The sequence below is a fragment of the Glaciihabitans sp. INWT7 genome, assembly GCF_014217685.1.
Taxonomy (GTDB): Bacteria; Actinomycetota; Actinomycetes; order Actinomycetales; family Microbacteriaceae; genus Lacisediminihabitans.
In genome coordinates, this window is the sequence record NZ_CP043653.1 from 1 (window position 1) to 17,145 (window position 17,145).

General features: G+C 63.7%; 16 protein-coding genes and 2 tRNA genes. 15 read left to right on the forward strand and 3 right to left on the reverse strand.

The genetic code is table 11. From position 1 onward, the window contains the following. From dnaA to F1C58_RS00050, 10 genes are all read left to right on the forward strand, one after another. Window positions 1-1,440, forward strand: a complete 1,440-nt coding sequence (gene dnaA / locus F1C58_RS00005; protein ID WP_185202034.1) for a chromosomal replication initiator protein DnaA — start codon at window positions 1-3, stop codon at window positions 1,438-1,440. 380 nt (window positions 1,441-1,820) lie between these two features. Continuing rightward, window positions 1,821-2,969: a DNA polymerase III subunit beta gene (gene dnaN, locus F1C58_RS00010; RefSeq protein WP_185202035.1), complete on the forward strand. Its 1,149-nt coding sequence runs from the start codon at window positions 1,821-1,823 to the stop codon at window positions 2,967-2,969. 34 nt (window positions 2,970-3,003) lie between these two features. Next, window positions 3,004-3,894 (forward strand): phosphogluconate dehydrogenase (NAD(+)-dependent, decarboxylating), encoded by an 891-nt coding sequence (gene gnd / locus F1C58_RS00015; RefSeq protein ID WP_185202036.1) that lies wholly within the window; start codon window positions 3,004-3,006, stop codon window positions 3,892-3,894. Window positions 3,895-3,898: 4 nt separating this feature from the next. Beyond that, window positions 3,899-5,083, forward strand: coding sequence for a DNA replication/repair protein RecF (recF, locus tag F1C58_RS00020; RefSeq protein WP_185202037.1), 1,185 nt, complete (start codon window positions 3,899-3,901; stop codon window positions 5,081-5,083). Between the two features lie 10 nt (window positions 5,084-5,093). Continuing rightward, window positions 5,094-5,600 carry a DUF721 domain-containing protein gene (locus tag F1C58_RS00025; RefSeq protein ID WP_255461169.1) on the forward strand — a complete coding sequence of 169 codons (507 nt, stop codon included), beginning with the start codon at window positions 5,094-5,096 and terminating at the stop codon, window positions 5,598-5,600. 166 nt (window positions 5,601-5,766) lie between these two features. Then, the gene (gene gyrB, locus F1C58_RS00030; RefSeq protein ID WP_185202038.1) at window positions 5,767-7,737 is read left to right on the forward strand and encodes a DNA topoisomerase (ATP-hydrolyzing) subunit B; all 1,971 of its coding nucleotides are present in this window, start codon (window positions 5,767-5,769) and stop codon (window positions 7,735-7,737) included. A 113-nt stretch (window positions 7,738-7,850) separates the two neighbouring features. Next, window positions 7,851-10,436: a DNA gyrase subunit A gene (gene gyrA, locus F1C58_RS00035; RefSeq protein WP_185202039.1), complete on the forward strand. Its 2,586-nt coding sequence runs from the start codon at window positions 7,851-7,853 to the stop codon at window positions 10,434-10,436. Then, complete coding sequence (locus F1C58_RS00040) at window positions 10,429-10,836, forward strand: DUF3566 domain-containing protein (protein WP_185202040.1); 408 nt, start codon at window positions 10,429-10,431, stop codon at window positions 10,834-10,836. The genes gyrA and F1C58_RS00040 overlap by 8 nt, the downstream gene beginning before the upstream one ends. A 77-nt stretch (window positions 10,837-10,913) precedes the next feature. Further along, a tRNA-Ile gene (locus F1C58_RS00045) sits at window positions 10,914-10,987 on the forward strand. A gap of 25 nt (window positions 10,988-11,012) precedes the next feature. Further along, window positions 11,013-11,085, forward strand: a tRNA-Ala gene (locus tag F1C58_RS00050). Between the two features lie 252 nt (window positions 11,086-11,337). Here the strand turns inward: F1C58_RS00050 and F1C58_RS00055 are convergent. Then, window positions 11,338-11,907, reverse strand: a complete 570-nt coding sequence (locus F1C58_RS00055) for a hypothetical protein (RefSeq protein ID WP_185202041.1) — start codon at window positions 11,905-11,907, stop codon at window positions 11,338-11,340. A 118-nt stretch (window positions 11,908-12,025) separates the two neighbouring features. Between F1C58_RS00055 and F1C58_RS00060 the strand changes: the two genes are divergently transcribed. Beyond that, window positions 12,026-12,565, forward strand: a complete 540-nt coding sequence (locus tag F1C58_RS00060; RefSeq protein ID WP_185202042.1) for a peptidylprolyl isomerase — start codon at window positions 12,026-12,028, stop codon at window positions 12,563-12,565. 178 nt (window positions 12,566-12,743) lie between these two features. Beyond that, window positions 12,744-13,454, forward strand: a complete 711-nt coding sequence (locus F1C58_RS00065) for a rhomboid family intramembrane serine protease (protein ID WP_255461170.1) — start codon at window positions 12,744-12,746, stop codon at window positions 13,452-13,454. Window positions 13,455-13,531: 77 nt separating this feature from the next. On the opposite strand, the gene F1C58_RS00070 is transcribed toward F1C58_RS00065, so the two are convergent. Then, window positions 13,532-13,777, reverse strand: coding sequence for a cell division protein CrgA (locus F1C58_RS00070; RefSeq protein WP_185202044.1), 246 nt, complete (start codon window positions 13,775-13,777; stop codon window positions 13,532-13,534). An 87-nt stretch (window positions 13,778-13,864) separates the two neighbouring features. Here F1C58_RS00070 and F1C58_RS00075 point away from each other — a divergent pair, with 87 nt between their 5' ends. Genes F1C58_RS00075 through F1C58_RS00085 form a run of 3 tightly spaced genes read left to right on the forward strand, consistent with a single transcriptional unit; the run spans window position 13,865 to window position 15,436 of the window. Then, complete coding sequence (locus tag F1C58_RS00075) at window positions 13,865-14,635, forward strand: class E sortase (RefSeq protein ID WP_185202045.1); 771 nt, start codon at window positions 13,865-13,867, stop codon at window positions 14,633-14,635. Between the two features lie 7 nt (window positions 14,636-14,642). Further along, window positions 14,643-14,801, forward strand: a complete 159-nt coding sequence (locus F1C58_RS00080; RefSeq protein ID WP_185202046.1) for a hypothetical protein — start codon at window positions 14,643-14,645, stop codon at window positions 14,799-14,801. After that, the gene (locus F1C58_RS00085) at window positions 14,798-15,436 is read left to right on the forward strand and encodes an aminodeoxychorismate/anthranilate synthase component II (protein ID WP_185202047.1); all 639 of its coding nucleotides are present in this window, start codon (window positions 14,798-14,800) and stop codon (window positions 15,434-15,436) included. The genes F1C58_RS00080 and F1C58_RS00085 overlap by 4 nt, the downstream gene beginning before the upstream one ends. A 19-nt stretch (window positions 15,437-15,455) precedes the next feature. On the opposite strand, the gene pknB is transcribed toward F1C58_RS00085, so the two are convergent. Beyond that, window positions 15,456-17,144, reverse strand: coding sequence for a Stk1 family PASTA domain-containing Ser/Thr kinase (gene pknB, locus F1C58_RS00090; RefSeq protein ID WP_185202048.1), 1,689 nt, complete (start codon window positions 17,142-17,144; stop codon window positions 15,456-15,458). Between the last annotated feature and the right edge of the window lies 1 nt (window position 17,145).

The window sequence follows — 17,145 nt, forward strand, 5'->3', positions numbered from 1 at the left end:
ATGAGTGACATCACGGATTCAACCCAGGAGATCTGGACATCCGTACTCACGACTCTGCGCACTGACGACCGGATCACCCCCCAGCTCCAGGGATTCCTCAGCCTGGTCGAACCCAAAGGTGTCATGGCGGCGACGCTCTATCTCGAGGTACCCAACGACCTGACCCGCGGAATGCTCGAACAACGTATCCGATTGCCGCTCCTCGACGCGCTGAACGGGCTCGACGGCGAACAGTCGGTCAGTAATTTCGCGATCGTCGTGAACCCGGAGATCGCCCACGACGCCCTCAGCCATCCCTCGGCCGATGCGCTCGAACAGCAGCCGCAGCCCTACATCGAGCAGCCGATGGCACCGACGCCCCCCACCGAAGGGATCGCTTCCGGCACACGCCGGGCTGATTCGCGGCTCAATCCGAAATACAACTTCGACAACTTCGTCATCGGAGGGTCCAACAGGTTCGCTCATGCCGCGGCGGTCGCGGTGGCCGAGGCGCCGGCGAAGGCCTACAACCCCCTCTTCATCTACGGGGACTCCGGCCTCGGTAAGACCCACCTCCTCCACGCGATCGGCCATTACGCCGAGAGTCTCTACCCGGGCATCCGTGTGCGGTATGTGAGTTCCGAGGAGTTCACCAACGACTTCATCAACTCGATCGCCAACAACCGTGCCTCGGTTTTCCAGTCGCGCTATCGCGAGATCGACATCCTGCTCATCGACGACATCCAGTTTCTACAGCGGGCGGTGGAGACGCAGGAAGCTTTCTTCCACACCTTCAACACCCTCCACGACCACAACAAGCAGGTGGTCATCACCAGTGACCTGCCGCCGAAGGCCCTCACCGGGTTCGAGGACCGCATGCGGTCCCGGTTCGAATGGGGACTGATCACGGATGTTCAGGCGCCCGACCTCGAGACCCGCATCGCCATTCTGCGCAAGAAGGCCCAGAGCGAGAAGCTGCAGGTGAGTGCCGAGATCCTGGAGTACATGGCAACGAAGGTCTCTTCCAACATCCGCGAACTCGAGGGGACCCTCATCCGGGTCACCGCCTTCGCCAGCCTCAACCGCACACCCGTCGACCTCGCGCTCGTCCAGACCGTGCTGAAGGACCTGATCACCCTCGACGACGACAACGTCATCGCGCCGGTCGACATCATCAACCACACCGCGGAGTACTTCAAGTTCACCGTCGACGATCTCTATGGCTCGTCCCGGTCCCAGGCCGTCGCGACCGCCCGGCAGATCGCGATGTACCTCTGCCGGGAGATGACCAACCTGTCCCTCCCCAAGATCGGCCAACTCTTTGGCAACCGCGACCACACCACGGTGATGTACGCCAACAAGAAGATCACCGAACTCATGAAAGAACGTCGCTCGATCTACAACCAGGTAACGGAACTCACCAGCCGCATCAAGCAGAATCACCGCTACAACTCGATCTAAGCGCCAAGGTAGACGACTCAGTCTCGCAGTGTGGATAACCTGTGGATAACTGTGGAACACGCCGATAAACACTGTGCAATCAAAACCCGCCCTGTGGAAAGTCCCTCGAGCGAATGCGAGGCAGCATCCTCGATTCGCCGTCGAATGCCACATCTTCCCCACAACTCACACTGTTGTAGTTCCCCGCTCTCGACGACCATCGACAGAGTTATTCACAGATCGCACAACGGTTAAGAGTGTTAATCCTTAATGACAATTATTTTGGAGAAGATAACCCTTGGGTCGGAGGTAAGAACCGGCTGTGCCAGTATTAACCTCCCGGATCACCGCTCGCTCCGAGAGCGCCAATTCGATAGCAGGTTCGATAGCAAGGGGTGCCCATGAAGTTCCAGGTCAATCGCGACGTCTTCAGTGAAGCCGTCTCCTTTGCGGTGAAACTCCTGCCCCAGCGCACGACCCTGCCGATCCTCAGCGGCGTGCTCATCGAGACCACCGAGACCGGCCTCACGCTCTCGTCGTTCGACTACGAGGTATCCGCGCAGACGGAGATCGCGGCTGACATTACGGAACAGGGCAAGATCCTGGTCTCCGGGCGACTTCTAGCCGATATCGCCAGCCGCCTTCCCAATGCTCCGGTGCAGTTCTCGACCGAGGAAGGACGCATCTCGGTCACCTGCGGACCGGCGAAATTCACACTTCTCAGCATGCCGGTGGAGGAGTATCCCACCCTGCCGCAGGTCTCCGCACAATCGGGACTGCTGCCGGCAGACGCCTTCGCGACCGCCGTTGCCCAGGTCGCGGTCGCGGCATCCCGTGACGATGTGACTCCGGTGATCACCGGGGTGCAGCTCGAGGTGTCCGAGAACAGCCTGACAATGGTGGCCACCGACCGCTACCGCGTTGCGGTGCGTGCCATCGATTGGGATTCCGGAGAGACCGGATCGACCGAGACTCTCACCGCCCTGGTTCCGGCGCGCACGCTGCAGGAGATCGGCAAGACCTTCGGCCACAGCGGCACGATCTCTGTGGCGATCACCAACACCGACGATCGTGAGCTCATCGCCTTCCGCGCCGATCGAAAGACCGTCACATCCTTGCTGATCAAAGGCAACTTCCCACCGGTCAAACGGCTTTTTCCGGAGACTGTGGACAACTACGCGGTCATCAACACGGCCGAACTCATCGAAGCAGTGAGGCGGGTGTCCCTCGTGCTCGAACGAGAGGCAGCCCTCCGCTTCACCTTCACGATCGACGGAGTAACCCTCGAGGCCATCGGATCGGAACAGGCTCAGGCCTCCGAGTCCATCGATGCGCACCTCAGTGGAGGAGACACGGTGGTCTCTCTCAAGCCGGCCTTCCTGCTCGACGGTCTCGGAGCTGTGCACTCCGAATTCGTGCGGATCTCCTTCACCAAGACCGAGAATCCCAACAAGCCGGGACCGGTGCTGATCACGAGTCAGTCGTCTAAGGACCAGCCGGGCGCGGATAATTACAAGTACCTCCTGCAGCCCAACCTGCTGCTCAGGTAACTTCACCCCGCGACATCCCTAAGGAAGTTCTGACATGCACATCGGTCTCGTCGGTCTCGGCAAAATGGGTAACAACATGCGCGAGCGCCTGCGTGCGCACGACATCGAGGTCACCGGTTACGACCGCAACCCCGATGTGACGGACGTCGCGAGTCTCGCCGACCTGGTGAAGGCCCTTCCCACGCCGCGCGTCGTCTGGGTGATGGTGCCGGCCGGCGCTATCACCGACTCGGTGGTCACCGACTTGGCCGGGGTGCTCGAATCCGGCGACATCATCATCGACGGTGGCAATTCGCGCTTCACGGAAGACATCAAGCACGCCGAGCAGGTCTCGGCACAGGGAATCGAGTACGTGGATGCCGGTGTCTCCGGGGGTATCTGGGGATTGGCGAACGGGTACGGCCTGATGGTGGGCGGTCACAAGAAGAACATCGACCTGTTGATGCCGATCTTCGATGCCCTTCGACCGGAAGGCCCGCGCGAAGAGGGATTCGTGCACGTGGGCGAAATCGGTGCCGGACACTACGCGAAGATGGTGCACAACGGCATCGAGTATGCGTTGATGCAGGCCTACGCCGAGGGCTATGAGCTGCTCGACAAGCGCGACGACATCATCAAGGACGTCACCGGCACATTCAAGGCCTGGCAGCGCGGAACCGTGGTGCGTTCCTGGCTTCTGGAACTGCTCGTGCGCGCCCTGGAGGAAGACCCGGAGTTCACCAACATCGAAGGCTATGTGGAGGATTCTGGAGAGGGTCGTTGGACCATCGAGGAAGCACTCGCCAACGCCGTTCCGGTTCCGACCATCAGTGCGTCGATCTTCGCGCGATTCGTGTCACGCCAGCCGGAGGGTTCTCCCGCCATGAAGGCCGTTGCCGCGCTGCGCAACCAGTTCGGCGGGCATTCGGTCAAAGCCGTCGACTGATGCTGTGATCGTCACCCACCTCAGCCTCACCGATTTTCGCAACTACAGTTCCGCGGAGGTCGCCCTCTCCGCCGGAGCCAACCTGTTCGTCGGCAGCAACGGGCAGGGCAAGACCAACCTGGTCGAGTCCCTCGCCTACCTCAGCACCCTCGGGTCGCATCGGGTGTCGATGGACCACGCCATGATCCGGCAGGGGACCGACTCCGCGATCATCCGCGCCCGCCTCGAGAACGGCGAGCGACAGATCCTCGCTGAGGTGCAACTCAACAGATCGGCGCCCAACCGCGCCCAGATCAACCGTTCGGTGATCAAGACTCGGGAGCTGCCCCGCTATTTCTCCAGCGTGTTGTTCGCCCCGGAGGATCTGGCGCTGATCAGAGGGGATCCGGCAGGGCGGAGGAGATTCCTCGACGAGCTCCTCGTGTTGCGGTCGCCCCGCATCTCGGGAGTGATCGCCGACTACGACCGGGTGGTGCGACAGCGCAACACGCTGCTCAAGTCCGCCAGGGCTTCCGGAGTGCGTGGAGACAAGCTCTCCACCCTCGACATCTGGGATGAACGTCTGGTCGCGCTCGGGTCGCAACTGATCGAAGCCCGAACGACTCTCGTCGCGGAGTTGTCGCCCGAGGTCGCGGCCGCATACACGTCAGTCGCGGGCGAGGATCACAAGGCGGGTCTGGCCAACCAACTCAGCATCTTCGCGGCGGGTTCCGCCCCCGATAGTGCGGGAGAAGAGGACGTCGAACCGGGCGGATCGAGTCGGGGCATCATCTCGGCAGGTGAAGCCGCTGTCTCGTTCCGCAACACGCTCGCGCACCGGCGCCGCAGCGAACTGGAGCGGGGGATCACCCTGGTGGGGCCACACCGCGACGATCTGGTGCTCGAACTCAACTCCCTGCCCGCGCGCGGCTACGCCAGCCATGGGGAATCGTGGTCGTTCGCTCTCGCTCTGAAGCTCGCGTCGGCCATTCTGCTGAGGCGGGAGTCGTCCACGGGAGATCCGGTTCTCATGCTCGATGATGTCTTCGCCGAACTAGATGCCTCGCGACGCGCTCGCCTGGCCGCTGCCGTGCGGGACTTCGAGCAGGTTCTCATCACCGCCGCGGTGTTCGAGGATGTTCCGCAGGAGCTCACCGGCAACACCGTGCATATCTCGCGGGGCACCATCGTCGAGGCGGCTGCACCGTGACGGTCGCGCGATGAAGGACATGGCGGATGCTCCGGAGGAATCCGAGCCGGTATCGGTGTACCTGCGGTTTCGTCGCGTCTTCGGTGATGGCTCGAGCAGATCCGCCGACGCACGCAAGCGGGCGAAGAAGGAGCCCGGGTCGACGATCCCCTTCGGAGGAGGGCGCGATCCGGAAGGACTCGGTGCAGTCATGGACTCGCTGACCTCGAAACTGGGGTGGAGCTCGCCGTTGGCGCGCTCGGAGTTGCTGGCATCGTGGCTGGAGATCGCGGGAGCCGACACTGCAGAGCACTCGGCGCCGGTCGGAATCGAGGAGGGTGTTCTTACCGTCAAGTGTGACTCGACCGCCTGGGCGACCCAGCTTCGGCTCATGCGTGTGCAGATCATGAGTCGCATCGTCGCGAGGTATCCGGATGCCGGCATCGACTCGGTGCGATTCGAAGGACCGGGTGCCCCCTCCTGGAAACGCGGCCCCAGATCAATCCCAGGGCGTGGTCCGCGCGATACTTACGGTTGACAGGGCAAAACAGGTCGCCATGGCAGATCTAAGTCCCCAGATCGCCGATTCGCGCCTATGGGCCCCGAGGGTTTGGTAGAATTACAGAGTCGTCATGGCAGCTCCCTTCTGGGGAACCTGAGCCGCGAACGAACAATCGATCTACCTGGCAGGAGCCTAATTTCACATGGCAGCGAACCGCTCGAATTCCGAATCTGAAGACAGCTACGGAGCAGATCAGATCCAGGTGCTCGAGGGACTCGAGGCGGTGCGCAAACGTCCCGGCATGTACATCGGCTCCACCGGTCCTCGCGGCCTGCACCACCTCGTGTACGAAGTGGTCGACAACTCCGTCGACGAGGCACTCGCCGGGTACTGCGACACCATCCTCATCACCATGTTGAAGAACGGTGGCATCCGTGTCGTCGATAACGGCCGCGGCATCCCGGTCGATCTCAACAAACAGGAGAACAAGTCGACCGTCGAGGTCGTCATGACGATCCTTCACGCGGGCGGAAAGTTCGGCGGCGGCGGGTACACGGTATCGGGCGGTCTGCACGGCGTCGGAATTTCCGTCGTGAATGCGCTGTCCCGCGAGGTGGATACCGAAGTGCGTCGCCAGGGACACGTCTGGCGCATGAGTTTCAACAACGGGGTGCCGACGGGCCCCCTGACGCAGGGTGAGGCCACGGACGAAACCGGCACCACCCAGACCTTCTGGCCGAGCCCGGAGACCTTCGAGACCGTGGTCTTCGACTACGAGACGCTGCGCGCGCGCTTCCAGCAGATGGCGTTCCTCAATAAGGGCCTCGCGATCACGCTCACCGATGAGCGGGAACTCGAGTCGGACGAGACCGTGAGCGTCACCTATATGTACGAGAAGGGCCTCGTGGACTACGTGGAGTATCTCAACTCCGCGAAGAAGGTCGAGGTCGTGCATCCGGATGTCATCTCCTTCGAGTTGGAGGACAAGGAACTCAAGATCTCGCTCGAGGTCGCGATGCAGTGGACCACCTCCTACCAGGAGAGCGTGCACACCTACGCGAACACGATCAACACCCACGAGGGGGGAACCCACGAAGAGGGTTTTCGCGCCGCGCTCACCACCCTGGTCAACAAGTACGCCCGTGAGAAGGGGATCATCAAGGAGAAGGACGAGAACCTCACCGGTGACGACGTGCGCGAAGGTCTCACCGCAGTCATCTCGGTGAAGCTCGCCGAACCGCAATTCGAGGGCCAGACGAAGACCAAGCTCGGAAACACCATCGCGAAGTCCTTCGTACAGCGGGTCGCCGGTGACCAGCTCGGAGACTGGTTCGACCGCAACCCCACTCAGGCCCGCGACGTGATCCGCAAGGCGATCCAGGCATCCGCTGCCCGGCTCGCGGCCCGCAAGGCGCGCGAGCAGACCCGGCGCAAGGGACTGCTCGAATCCGGCGGGATGCCCGGAAAGCTGCGGGACTGCTCGAGCAACGATCCCTCGCTCAGCGAGATCTTCATGGTGGAGGGTGACTCGGCCGGCGGTTCCGCCGTTCAGGGGCGCAATCCGGAGTTCCAGGCGATCCTGCCGTTGCGCGGCAAGATCCTCAACGTGGAGAAGGCGCGGCTCGACCGTGCCCTCGCCAACAACGAGGTGCAGGCCATGATCACCGCCTTCGGTGCCGGGGTCGGCGAGGACTTCAACCCCGAGAAGGCCCGCTATCACAAGATCGTGCTCATGGCCGATGCCGATGTGGACGGGCAGCACATCACGACCCTGCTGCTCACTCTTCTGTTCCGCTATATGCGCCCTCTCATCGACCTGGGCTACGTGTATCTGGCCCAGCCCCCGCTCTACCGCCTCAAGTGGACGAATTCTCCGCACGAGTACGTCTACAGCGACCGTGAGAAGGATGCCCTCCTCGCCGCCGGATCCGCCGCGGGAAAGCGGATGCCGAAGGACAGCGGAGTGCAGCGCTACAAGGGCCTCGGCGAGATGGACTACAAGGAACTGTGGGAGACCACCATGGACCCGGTGACCCGCACACTGCTCCAGGTGACCCTGGACGATGCGGCCGCGGCCGATGAGATCTTCTCCACCCTCATGGGTGAAGACGTGGAGTCGCGACGCAGTTTCATCCAGAAGAACGCCAAAGACGTGCGGTTCCTCGACATCTAGACATTCCCTGGTCGAGTGGCGCCGTCTTCGGTGCGGATCGAGACCACACCACCGGATCTCGATACGGGCCGCAGGCGGCCCCACTCGATCACCACTGCTGAGAAGGTAACAAAATGGCTGATGTAACACCCCCGGACGACGCGGAGCCGCAGATCGCGGGCCGCGAGATCGACCTCGCCCACGACAAGATTACGCAGGTCGACCTCCAGCTCGAGATGCAGCGCTCCTACCTCGACTACGCGATGAGCGTGATCGTCGGGCGCGCCCTTCCCGAGGTGCGCGACGGCCTGAAGCCGGTGCACCGACGCGTGATCTACGCGATGTACGACGGCGGCTACCGCCCGGACAAGGGATTCTCCAAGTGCACCCGCGTCATCGGCGACGTCATGGGGCAGTTCCACCCGCACGGCGACTCCTCGGTCTACGACGCCCTCGTGCGACTCGTGCAGCCGTGGAGCCTCCGCTATCCGCTGGCTCTCGGCCAGGGCAACTTCGGATCTCCCGGAAACGACGGTGCCGCGGCGCATCGATACACCGAGACAAAGATGGCCCCGCTCGCGATGGAGATGGTGCGGGACATCGAGGAAGAGACCGTCGACTTCCAGGACAACTACGACGGTCGCACCCAGGAGCCCTTCGTGCTCCCGAGCCGCTTTCCGAACCTGCTCGTCAATGGTTCGGTGGGAATCGCTGTCGGCATGGCCACCAACATCCCCCCGCACAACCTCCGTGAGGTCGGCGAGGGCGCACTCTGGCACCTGGCCAATCCGGATGCCTCGCAGGAGGAGCTCGTCGAAGCGCTCATCCAGCGCATCAAGGGACCGGACTTCCCCACCGGAGCGCAGATCCTCGGCCTCAAAGGCATCCAGGACGCGTACCGCACGGGACGTGGATCGATCACGATGCGCGCGGTCGTCAACGTGGAGGAGCTCCAGGGTCGCACCTGCCTCGTGGTGACGGAGCTGCCGTACCAGGTGAACCCCGACAATCTCGCGCTCAAGATCGCGGAGCTGGTGAAGGAGCAGAAGATCACGGGCATCGCGGACATCCGCGACGAGACCTCCGGCCGCACCGGCCAGCGACTCGTGATCGTGCTGAAGCGCGACGCCGTGGCGAAGGTCGTGCTCAACAACCTCTACAAGCACACCCAACTGCAGGAGAACTTCGGCGCGAACATGCTCGCGATCGTGGACGGGATCCCACGCACGCTCGCCATCGACGGGTTCATCACGGCGTGGAGCGACCACCAGATCGACGTGATCGTGCGCCGCACCGCGTTCCGGCTGCGCCGGCACGAAGAGCGCGCCCACATCCTGCGCGGATATCTCAAGGCCCTCGATGCGCTCGACGAGGTCATCGCGTTGATCCGTCGTTCGGCGACCGTCGAGGATGCCCGCGACGGGCTCATGACGCTGCTCGAGATCGACGAACAGCAGGCCCGTGCCATCCTCGAGATGCAGTTGCGCCGCCTCGCCGCACTCGAGCGCCAGAAGATCATCGAGGAGGCCGAGAAGATCGAACTCGAGATCGCGGACTTCAAGGCGATCCTGGCGAGCCCGCAGCGCCAGCGCGACATCGTGAGCGAGGAGCTCACGGAGCTCATCGCGAAGTACGGGGACGACCGTCGCACCGAGATCATGTTCGGTTTCGACGGCGACATGAACGTGGAAGACCTCATCCCCGAAGAGGAGATGGTGATCACCGTCACCCGCGGTGGCTACATCAAGCGCACGCGAAGCGACAACTACCGCAGCCAGCACCGGGGCGGCAAGGGCGTCAAGGGCGCACAGCTGCGCGCGGATGACGTGGTGGAGCACTTCTTCGTCACGACCACCCACCACTGGCTGCTGTTCTTCACGAACAAGGGTCGGGTCTATCGCGCGAAGGCCTACGAGGTGCAGGAGGGCGGCCGCGACACCAAGGGCCAGCACGTCGCGAACCTGCTCGCCCTGCAGCCGGATGAAGAGATCGCACAGATCCTGGATATCCGCGACTACCAGGTGGCCAAGTACCTTGCCCTGGCCACCCGCGGGGGGTTGGTGAAGAAGACCCTGCTGTCGGAATACGACACCAACCGCACCGGCGGCATCATCGCGATCAACCTCCGCGAAGACGACGAACTCGTCTCGGCGATGCTCGTGGAAGAGGACTCGGACCTGCTGCTCGTCTCCCGCAAGGGCATGTCCATCCGCTTCACCGCCTCCGATGACGCGCTGCGACCGATGGGCCGCGCCACCTCCGGCGTGATCGGAATGCACTTCCGCGACGAGGACACCCTGCTCGATGCATCCGTCGTCGCGGACACCGGATTCGTCTTCGTGGTGACCGAAGGCGGGTTCGCCAAGCGCACCGCCGCGGACCAGTACCGGGTGCAGAATCGCGGCGGACTCGGCATCAAGGTGGCCAAGCTGCAGGAAGCCCGCGGGGATCTCGCCGGTGCGCTCATCGTCGAGGATGACGACGAGGTGCTTGTGGTTCTGGCCAGTGGCAAGGTGGTACGCTCGTCTGTCGCCGAGGTGCCGGCCAAGGGTCGTGACACTATGGGCGTAGTCTTCGCACGTTTCGCGGACGACGACAAGATCATCGCAGTCGCGAAGAACAGTGAACGCAATCTGGAAGCCGAAGGTCTGGATGTTCCCGATGAGGAGCAGCCGGCCGGAGAAATCCAGACCGGAAAGGACGAGTCCGTAGATGAGTAGCGTCGCCGAAAAACTCCAGCGAAAATCCCAGCGGGCCACGGCCACGAAGCAGGTTCGCCTGAAGCTCGTGTACGTCGACTTCTGGTCTGCCGTGAAGCTGTCGTTCCTGATCGCGATCACGCTCGGGATCATCCTGATCGTGGCGAGCATGCTCGTCTGGGTCGTGCTCGACGGCACGGGGATCTTCGGCAAGCTCGACAGCGTGCTGCAGGACATCCTCAATGAGCCGACCTTCAGCGTGACGGCGAGTTTCTCGCTCGCGCAGGTCGGCCTGTTCGCCGTGGTTGTCGCCATTCTCAACACCGTTGTCGGCACCGCTCTCGGGGCGATAACGGCGATGCTGTACAACTTCAGCGTGCGCATCACCGGTGGCCTGCTGGTCGGTTTCACCAACAACTAACGGGGTTCGGCGCTCGATTCGTTGAAACTCGACAGGTGCGATACTCTCGTATCTGCCCTCGAGTGAATCGGGGCAATGGGGATATAGCTCAGGCGGTTAGAGCGCTTCGCTGATAACGAAGAGGTCCCAGGTTCAAGTCCTGGTATCCCCACTCGGAATCCGTTCGACGGATTTCCGGGGCTTTAGCTCAATTGGTAGAGCGCCGCCTTTGCAAGGCGGAGGTCAGGAGTTCGATTCTCCTAAGCTCCACAGTCTGTACTCCACCCCCGGTCCTTCGTGACTGGGGGTTTTGTGTTGTGGGAGTTTCGCTCGCTCGTGACGGTTTCTAGTCATCCGCTGCGACGGGGAACACACGAACGGGTGTCACCCGAGCGGCCGATGAGCCTCTCGAGCGACACCCGTCGTGAAGTGTCCTTTATGTGCGACAGCCAGAGAGTCCGTGTATGTGCGACAGCCAGAGAGTCCGTGGCCGATCTGCTTATGTACCGCGGTGGGGTGCGACTACGCGCGCGCCGACGCGGGCGCGATGGGGTCATCCGCTTCTTCGTCGCTGACCCAGAGCTCGTCGTCGGCGCGAAGGGTCTGCCAGGCCGCGTAAGCGACCCCGGCAGCCGCGACGACGGCGAGGGCGATGAGGATGTAGCGTCCCGGGCCCGGCTGGGGCTTGGGCTGAACGACACCGACCTTGGCGCCGAGCTGGTTTCCGGCGTTGCGAACGTTGCTGAGCGCTTCGCGCACGCGGGGGTCCTTGGAGACCTCGAGCACGGCGAGGGCCGAGGCGAGTGCGGAGGAGACTGCCGGGAGCACGTCGCGCTGCACCTTGTCTCGCGCGGTGTCAGCGACGGCGCGACCGGAGGCCACTCCGAGGTCGACGACCGGGCGCACCCGGTGGTCGTAGGTGTCGCGCACCCGCGGGGCGACTTCTTCGCGCCCGGCATTGGCCGCCTGGCGACCGGCCTCGCGAACGACGTGGGAGGCGTGCTCGAGAACATCCTTCTGGTCATCCCAGAGATCGGATGCAGCGGACCGGAGTCGCTTCAATTCTTTCGCGCGCTTACGTGACAGTGCCAAGGGGACCTCCAGTAGTCGGACGGAGAATTTATCCATCTTCGCACGCAGGCCTGCACAGACAAACCCGGTTGACTGGACGAACCCTGAACGCTAGGCATTGCTGTGGGAGAATATAGGCATGTCTACGCACACCCACACCGCAACTTTCCACACCACCGAAGGTGACATCAAGGTCAACCTGTTCGGCAACCACGCTCCCAAGACCGTGAAGAACTTCGTCGGTCTCGCCGCGGGCGACATCGAGTGGACCCACCCGGGCACCGGAAAGGTGTCCAAGGACAAGCTGTATGACGGGGTCGTCTTCCACCGCATCATCGACGACTTCATGATCCAGGGCGGTGACCCCCTCGGCCAGGGGACCGGCGGACCGGGCTACAACTTCGACGACGAGATCCACCCGGAGCTCACCTTCACCAAGCCGTACCTCCTCGCCATGGCGAACGCCGGCAGTCGCGGAGGAAAGGGCACCAACGGCTCGCAGTTCTTCATCACGACGGTTCCCACCACCTGGCTTCAGGGAAAGCACACCATCTTCGGCGAGGTCGCCGACGAGGCATCCCGCGACGTCGTCAAGAAGATCGAGGCCGTGAAGAAGGACCGCAACGATCGTCCCCTCGAAGACATCGTGATCAAGTCGGTCACAATCGACGAGGTCTGATGCACCGATCCGGTCGACTCCTCGTGAACGCACAGTGAGCGAGGGGTCGGCCAACGCCGACGACTTCTGCTACCGGCATCCGGATCGCCAGAGTTTCATCCTCTGCCAGCGCTGCGGACGCACGATCTGTGCCGAATGCCAGACACCGGCCGCCGTCGGTGTGCATTGCCCAGAATGCATGCGCGAGTCGCGGCAGAGTGCCCCGCGCACGAAGCCTGCCGTCGTCACCTCGGTGCGTCGAATGGCTCAGCCCGGGGCTCCGCTCGTCACGTATGTGATCATGGCACTCTGCGTGATCGTGTTCGCGGCCGAGGCACTCACCGGCCAGCTCGTCGGGCGGGGCAGCCCGATCGTCAGTGCATTGCTGTACTACCCCCCGTACACGTCGATCGAGCCGTGGCGGATGCTGACGTCCCTGTTCGTGCACGGATCGATCATCCACATCCTCTTCAACATGTATTCGCTTTTCGTGCTCGGACCGGAGCTCGAACGGCTGGTGGGGCGATGGCGCTTCCTTGCGCTGTTCCTGTTGAGCGGATTCGGCGGCTCCGTGGCTGTGCTGCTCAGCAGTCCGGGCTCGGCGGTCATCGGGGCATCCGGCGCGATCTTCGGACTGTTCGGTGCCTACTTCGTGATCGCCCGCCACCTCGGCGGCAACAGCCGTCAGCTCATCATCGTGATCGTGATCAACCTGGTGATCGGTTTCATCGTGCCGGGTATCGCCTGGCAGGCACACGTGGGCGGGCTGCTCGTCGGAGCACTCGTCGCCTTCCTCCTGGTGCGCACCCGCGACCGCAGCCGGCGAGGCATCCAAGTGGTCTCACTCGCCGGGGTCTTCGTGGTGTTGATCGGGGCGACCTTCGCCGGCGTGCAGCTCATCGGCGCATGAGCCCGGAGTTATCCACAGGCTTTTCCACACTGGGGATAATTACACGCGTGTAATTGCCCCTGTGCGGGGGCGCGGGATCAGCGCCAGCGAGTGGTCATCAGGAAGCCCACGAAGAGGATTCCGAAGCCGATGAGGATGTTCCACTGGTCGAACTGCGGAACGGGAAGAGTGCCCTGGCTCACGTAGAAGACGATGATCCAGGCGAGGCCGATGAGCATGAGACCGAACATGATCGGTTTGAACCAGACCGGGTTCGGAGCGTCGTCCCCCGAACGATTCGTTTCGGAAGCAACGGCCTTGGTGCGCGGAGTGGATCTTGCCATGCCGGAATTCTAGCCTGAAAGCCCCCACAGGCCCGAGGCGAGGCTCCCCCGTCCGGGCATTCGGACCGAACACTTAGAATCGAGACCATGAGCGAGCACCGGCAAAGGCAGGCGGATACCGTCGCGCCGAGGCGTCGGAACCGGGTGAGCGCGATCGGAATCCTCGGTGAGTTGTTCATCACCGCCGGGGTGCTGGTGTTCCTCTTCCTCGGCTGGCAGCTGTGGCTCAACGACATCATCGTTGGCGCAGACCAGAACAAGGCCGGTGCCGCGCTCGCCCAGGGGTGGGATGCGACGGCGCCCACCCATGAGCACGAAACAGCCCCCGGTACAGACTTCGGCGACCCCCTCGTGGCGATCGCTCCCGGCGATGCCGTGAAGTTCGCGGTCATGTACGTGCCCCGGTTCGGCGCGGACTACGCGCGATCCATCTCCGAGGGCGTCGAGACCGCGAAGGTGCTGGACAAGAACGGTATCGGCCACTACCCGGGCACGCAGATGCCGGGCCAGGTGGGCAACTTCGCCGTGGCTGCGCATCGCACCACCCATGGGGCGCCCTTCAAGCCTCTCGCGAGCCTGCAGGTGGGCGACAGGATCTACGTGCAGACGCAGGACGGCTACTACACCTACGAGTTCCGCGGCCTCGAATACGTGCGGCCCACCGGTGTCGGCGTGCTCGATCCGGTGCCGCAGTTCGCCGGTGTCGCCCCGACCGATCGCATTCTCACGATGACGAGCTGCAATCCGATGTTCTCGGCGGCCGAGCGGATCATCGCCTACGCGTCTCTCGAGTCCTGGCAGCCGACATCCGCCGGAGCCCCGCCCGCGATCCGCGCGGCCGTCACGGCGAACAGTTAGGACGGCCATGTACGCAGCTCTCTGGCGACTGATGCCCGGCCCTCTGTGGCTGCGCGTGATTCTGATTGTGCTTTTCTTCGCGGCGGTGCTCGCCGTATTGGTTCTGTTCGTGTTTCCGTGGCTCAACACCTTCGTGAACGTGAACGATGTGACGGTGGGAACATGACACGCATCCTGGTGATCGACAACTACGACAGCTTCGTCTACACGCTGAACGGCTACCTGTTGCAGTTGGGGGCGACGACGGATGTCGTGCGCAACGATTCCTTCCCGGCAGGCGAAGCCGCGTCGCGTATCGCCGAGTACGACGGTGTGCTGCTCTCTCCCGGTCCGGGCACGCCGGCGGCGGCGGGGGTGTCGATCCCCATCGTGACGGCCGCGCTGTCGTCGGGCCTTCCGCTGCTCGGAGTGTGCCTCGGCCACCAGGCCATCGCGGAGGCGCTCGGCGCGACCGTGACCCACGCCGAGGAACTCATGCATGGAAAGACGTCGTTGATCAGTCACGACGACAGTGACTTCTATCGGGGCGTTCCCCAGCCCTTCAGGGCCACGCGCTACCACTCGCTGGCCGTCGTGGATTCCACGGTTCCCGACGAGCTCGTCGTGACCTCGCGGACCGAGGGCGGCGTGATCATGGGCGCGCGTCATGAATCGGCGCCGATCTTCGGCGTGCAGTTCCATCCCGAGTCGGTGCTCACCGAGGGCGGCTACGCCATGATCGCCAACTGGTTGGCCGTTACCGGTCTCGAGACGGCGCCCGAGGCGGCTCGGGGGCTGACTCCGCTGGTCAACCTCGGCTGATCACCCAGCCCCTACCGGCCTAACCGCTGCAGTAGGTGAGGGTGATCGTCGAGCGTTGCGGCTGGTCGCCGGTGAGGGACTGCGCCTTCACCTTGCTCCCGGTGCAGGTGGAATCGGCCACCGGATTGATGGTCAGTTGAAGCACGCCGAGCTGGGTGTTCGCATCGCCGATGTCCGCTCCGACCACCGACGGGATCGTCACGAGCCCGGTGGAGATGAAAAGGTTGACGACGTCGCCCTCACGAGCAGGGCTGCTTGCCGCCGGGTCGCTTCGGATGACGGTGCCGGACGTGATTGTGGCGGAGTTCTCCGGCGTGTTGGTGCCCAGCGCGAGCTTTCGGGCCTCGAGGGCGGCCTTCGCCGCCTCGACGGTGAGATTGCTGAGACTCGGGATGGAGGTGGGCGTCTTGCCCGATGAGACGGTGACCAGCACGGTGCCGTCCTTGGAGACCTTCTGGCCCGCGGTCGGATCGGTGCTGATGATGTGGCCGCTCTCGACGGTGGAACTCGACTGGTCGAGCTTGGTGGTCTTGAGCCCCGCCTCTTTCAGCTTCGCGGCACCCTGGTCGTAGAGCTGGCCTTTGACATCCGGCACCTTCACCGAGAGGTTGTCCCCGATGGTGGCGGGCGGGAGGTTGACGACCCAGAACACGACGGCGATGAGGATGACCGCGAGAACGGTTATCCCGACCCAGATCCAGGCGACGGGAGGACGGTTCTGGGTGCGGACGCCACGCTCGTCGTTGGGCGCGGCCAGCTGCCGAAGAGCGGCCTCGGAGCCGGCGGTCGCTGAGGGGTTCACGCCGAAGAGCGTGGAGTTGAAGTCGGTGACCGGAGGCTTGCGGGGCGGGATTCCGCCGGCGCTCGCATCCTCGAGATCCTGGCGGAACTCGGCAGCGGTCTGGAAGCGCTGGAACTTGTCTTTCGCGAGGGCGTGGAGCACCACGGAGTCGAGAGACGGAGACACCCGCGGGTTGATGGTGCTCGGCGCGACCGGGGCCTCGCTGATGTGCTGGTACGCGACGGCGGCGGCGCGATCACCGCGAAACGGCGGCCGGCCGGTGAGGAGCTCGAAGAGCACTACGCCGGTGGAGTAGAGGTCGGTGCGGGCATCCACGGTCTCGCCGCGGGCCTGTTCCGGAGAGAAGTACTGTGCGGTGCCCAGCACCGCGCTGGTGTCGGCGACGGTGGCGGAATTGTCGGAGACGGCACGGGCGATGCCGAAGTCCATCACCTTGACCTGGCCGTTCTGGGTGACCATGACGTTGCCGGGCTTGATGTCGCGGTGCACCAGCAGCGCGCGATGGCTGTACTCGAGGGCGGTGAGGATGCCGGAGACTATGCGCACGGCCTCCTTGGGTTCGAGCGGACCGTCGGCCACGATGTCTTTGAGCAGCCGTCCGTCGACGAATTCCATGACGATGTACGGCACCTGGGTCTCGAGCCCGTTCGGCTCGCGAACGGTCTCCTCTCCAGCATCGAAGACGCGCACGATCGTGGGATGAGCCATGCGGGCGGCCTTCTGGGCCTCCTCGCGGAAGAGAACGCGGAATCGCGGATCCGTCGCCAGCGCCGGCTTGAGCAGCTTGATCGCGACTCGGCGCCCGAGCCGGATGTCCGTGCCGACGTGAACATCCGACATGCCACCCCGGCCAATGAGCGCACCGACCTCATAGCGGCCGGCGAGTAGCCGAGTGCCTTCAGTCACG

Coding starts and splice junctions, on each gene's coding strand:
- F1C58_RS00060 (WP_185202042.1), top strand. CDS start 12,026: ATGTCTACGCACACCCACACCGCAACTTTCCACACCACCGAAGGTGAC.
- gnd (WP_185202036.1), top strand. CDS start 3,004: ATGCACATCGGTCTCGTCGGTCTCGGCAAAATGGGTAACAACATGCGC.
- F1C58_RS00070 (WP_185202044.1), bottom strand. CDS start 13,777: ATGGCAAGATCCACTCCGCGCACCAAGGCCGTTGCTTCCGAAACGAAT.
- gyrA (WP_185202039.1), top strand. CDS start 7,851: ATGGCTGATGTAACACCCCCGGACGACGCGGAGCCGCAGATCGCGGGC.
- F1C58_RS00080 (WP_185202046.1), top strand. CDS start 14,643: ATGTACGCAGCTCTCTGGCGACTGATGCCCGGCCCTCTGTGGCTGCGC.
- F1C58_RS00040 (WP_185202040.1), top strand. CDS start 10,429: ATGAGTAGCGTCGCCGAAAAACTCCAGCGAAAATCCCAGCGGGCCACG.
- F1C58_RS00065 (WP_255461170.1), top strand. CDS start 12,744: ATGCGCGAGTCGCGGCAGAGTGCCCCGCGCACGAAGCCTGCCGTCGTC.
- dnaN (WP_185202035.1), top strand. CDS start 1,821: ATGAAGTTCCAGGTCAATCGCGACGTCTTCAGTGAAGCCGTCTCCTTT.
- gyrB (WP_185202038.1), top strand. CDS start 5,767: ATGGCAGCGAACCGCTCGAATTCCGAATCTGAAGACAGCTACGGAGCA.
- F1C58_RS00025 (WP_255461169.1), top strand. CDS start 5,094: ATGAAGGACATGGCGGATGCTCCGGAGGAATCCGAGCCGGTATCGGTG.
- dnaA (WP_185202034.1), top strand. CDS start 1: ATGAGTGACATCACGGATTCAACCCAGGAGATCTGGACATCCGTACTC.
- F1C58_RS00075 (WP_185202045.1), top strand. CDS start 13,865: ATGAGCGAGCACCGGCAAAGGCAGGCGGATACCGTCGCGCCGAGGCGT.
- F1C58_RS00085 (WP_185202047.1), top strand. CDS start 14,798: ATGACACGCATCCTGGTGATCGACAACTACGACAGCTTCGTCTACACG.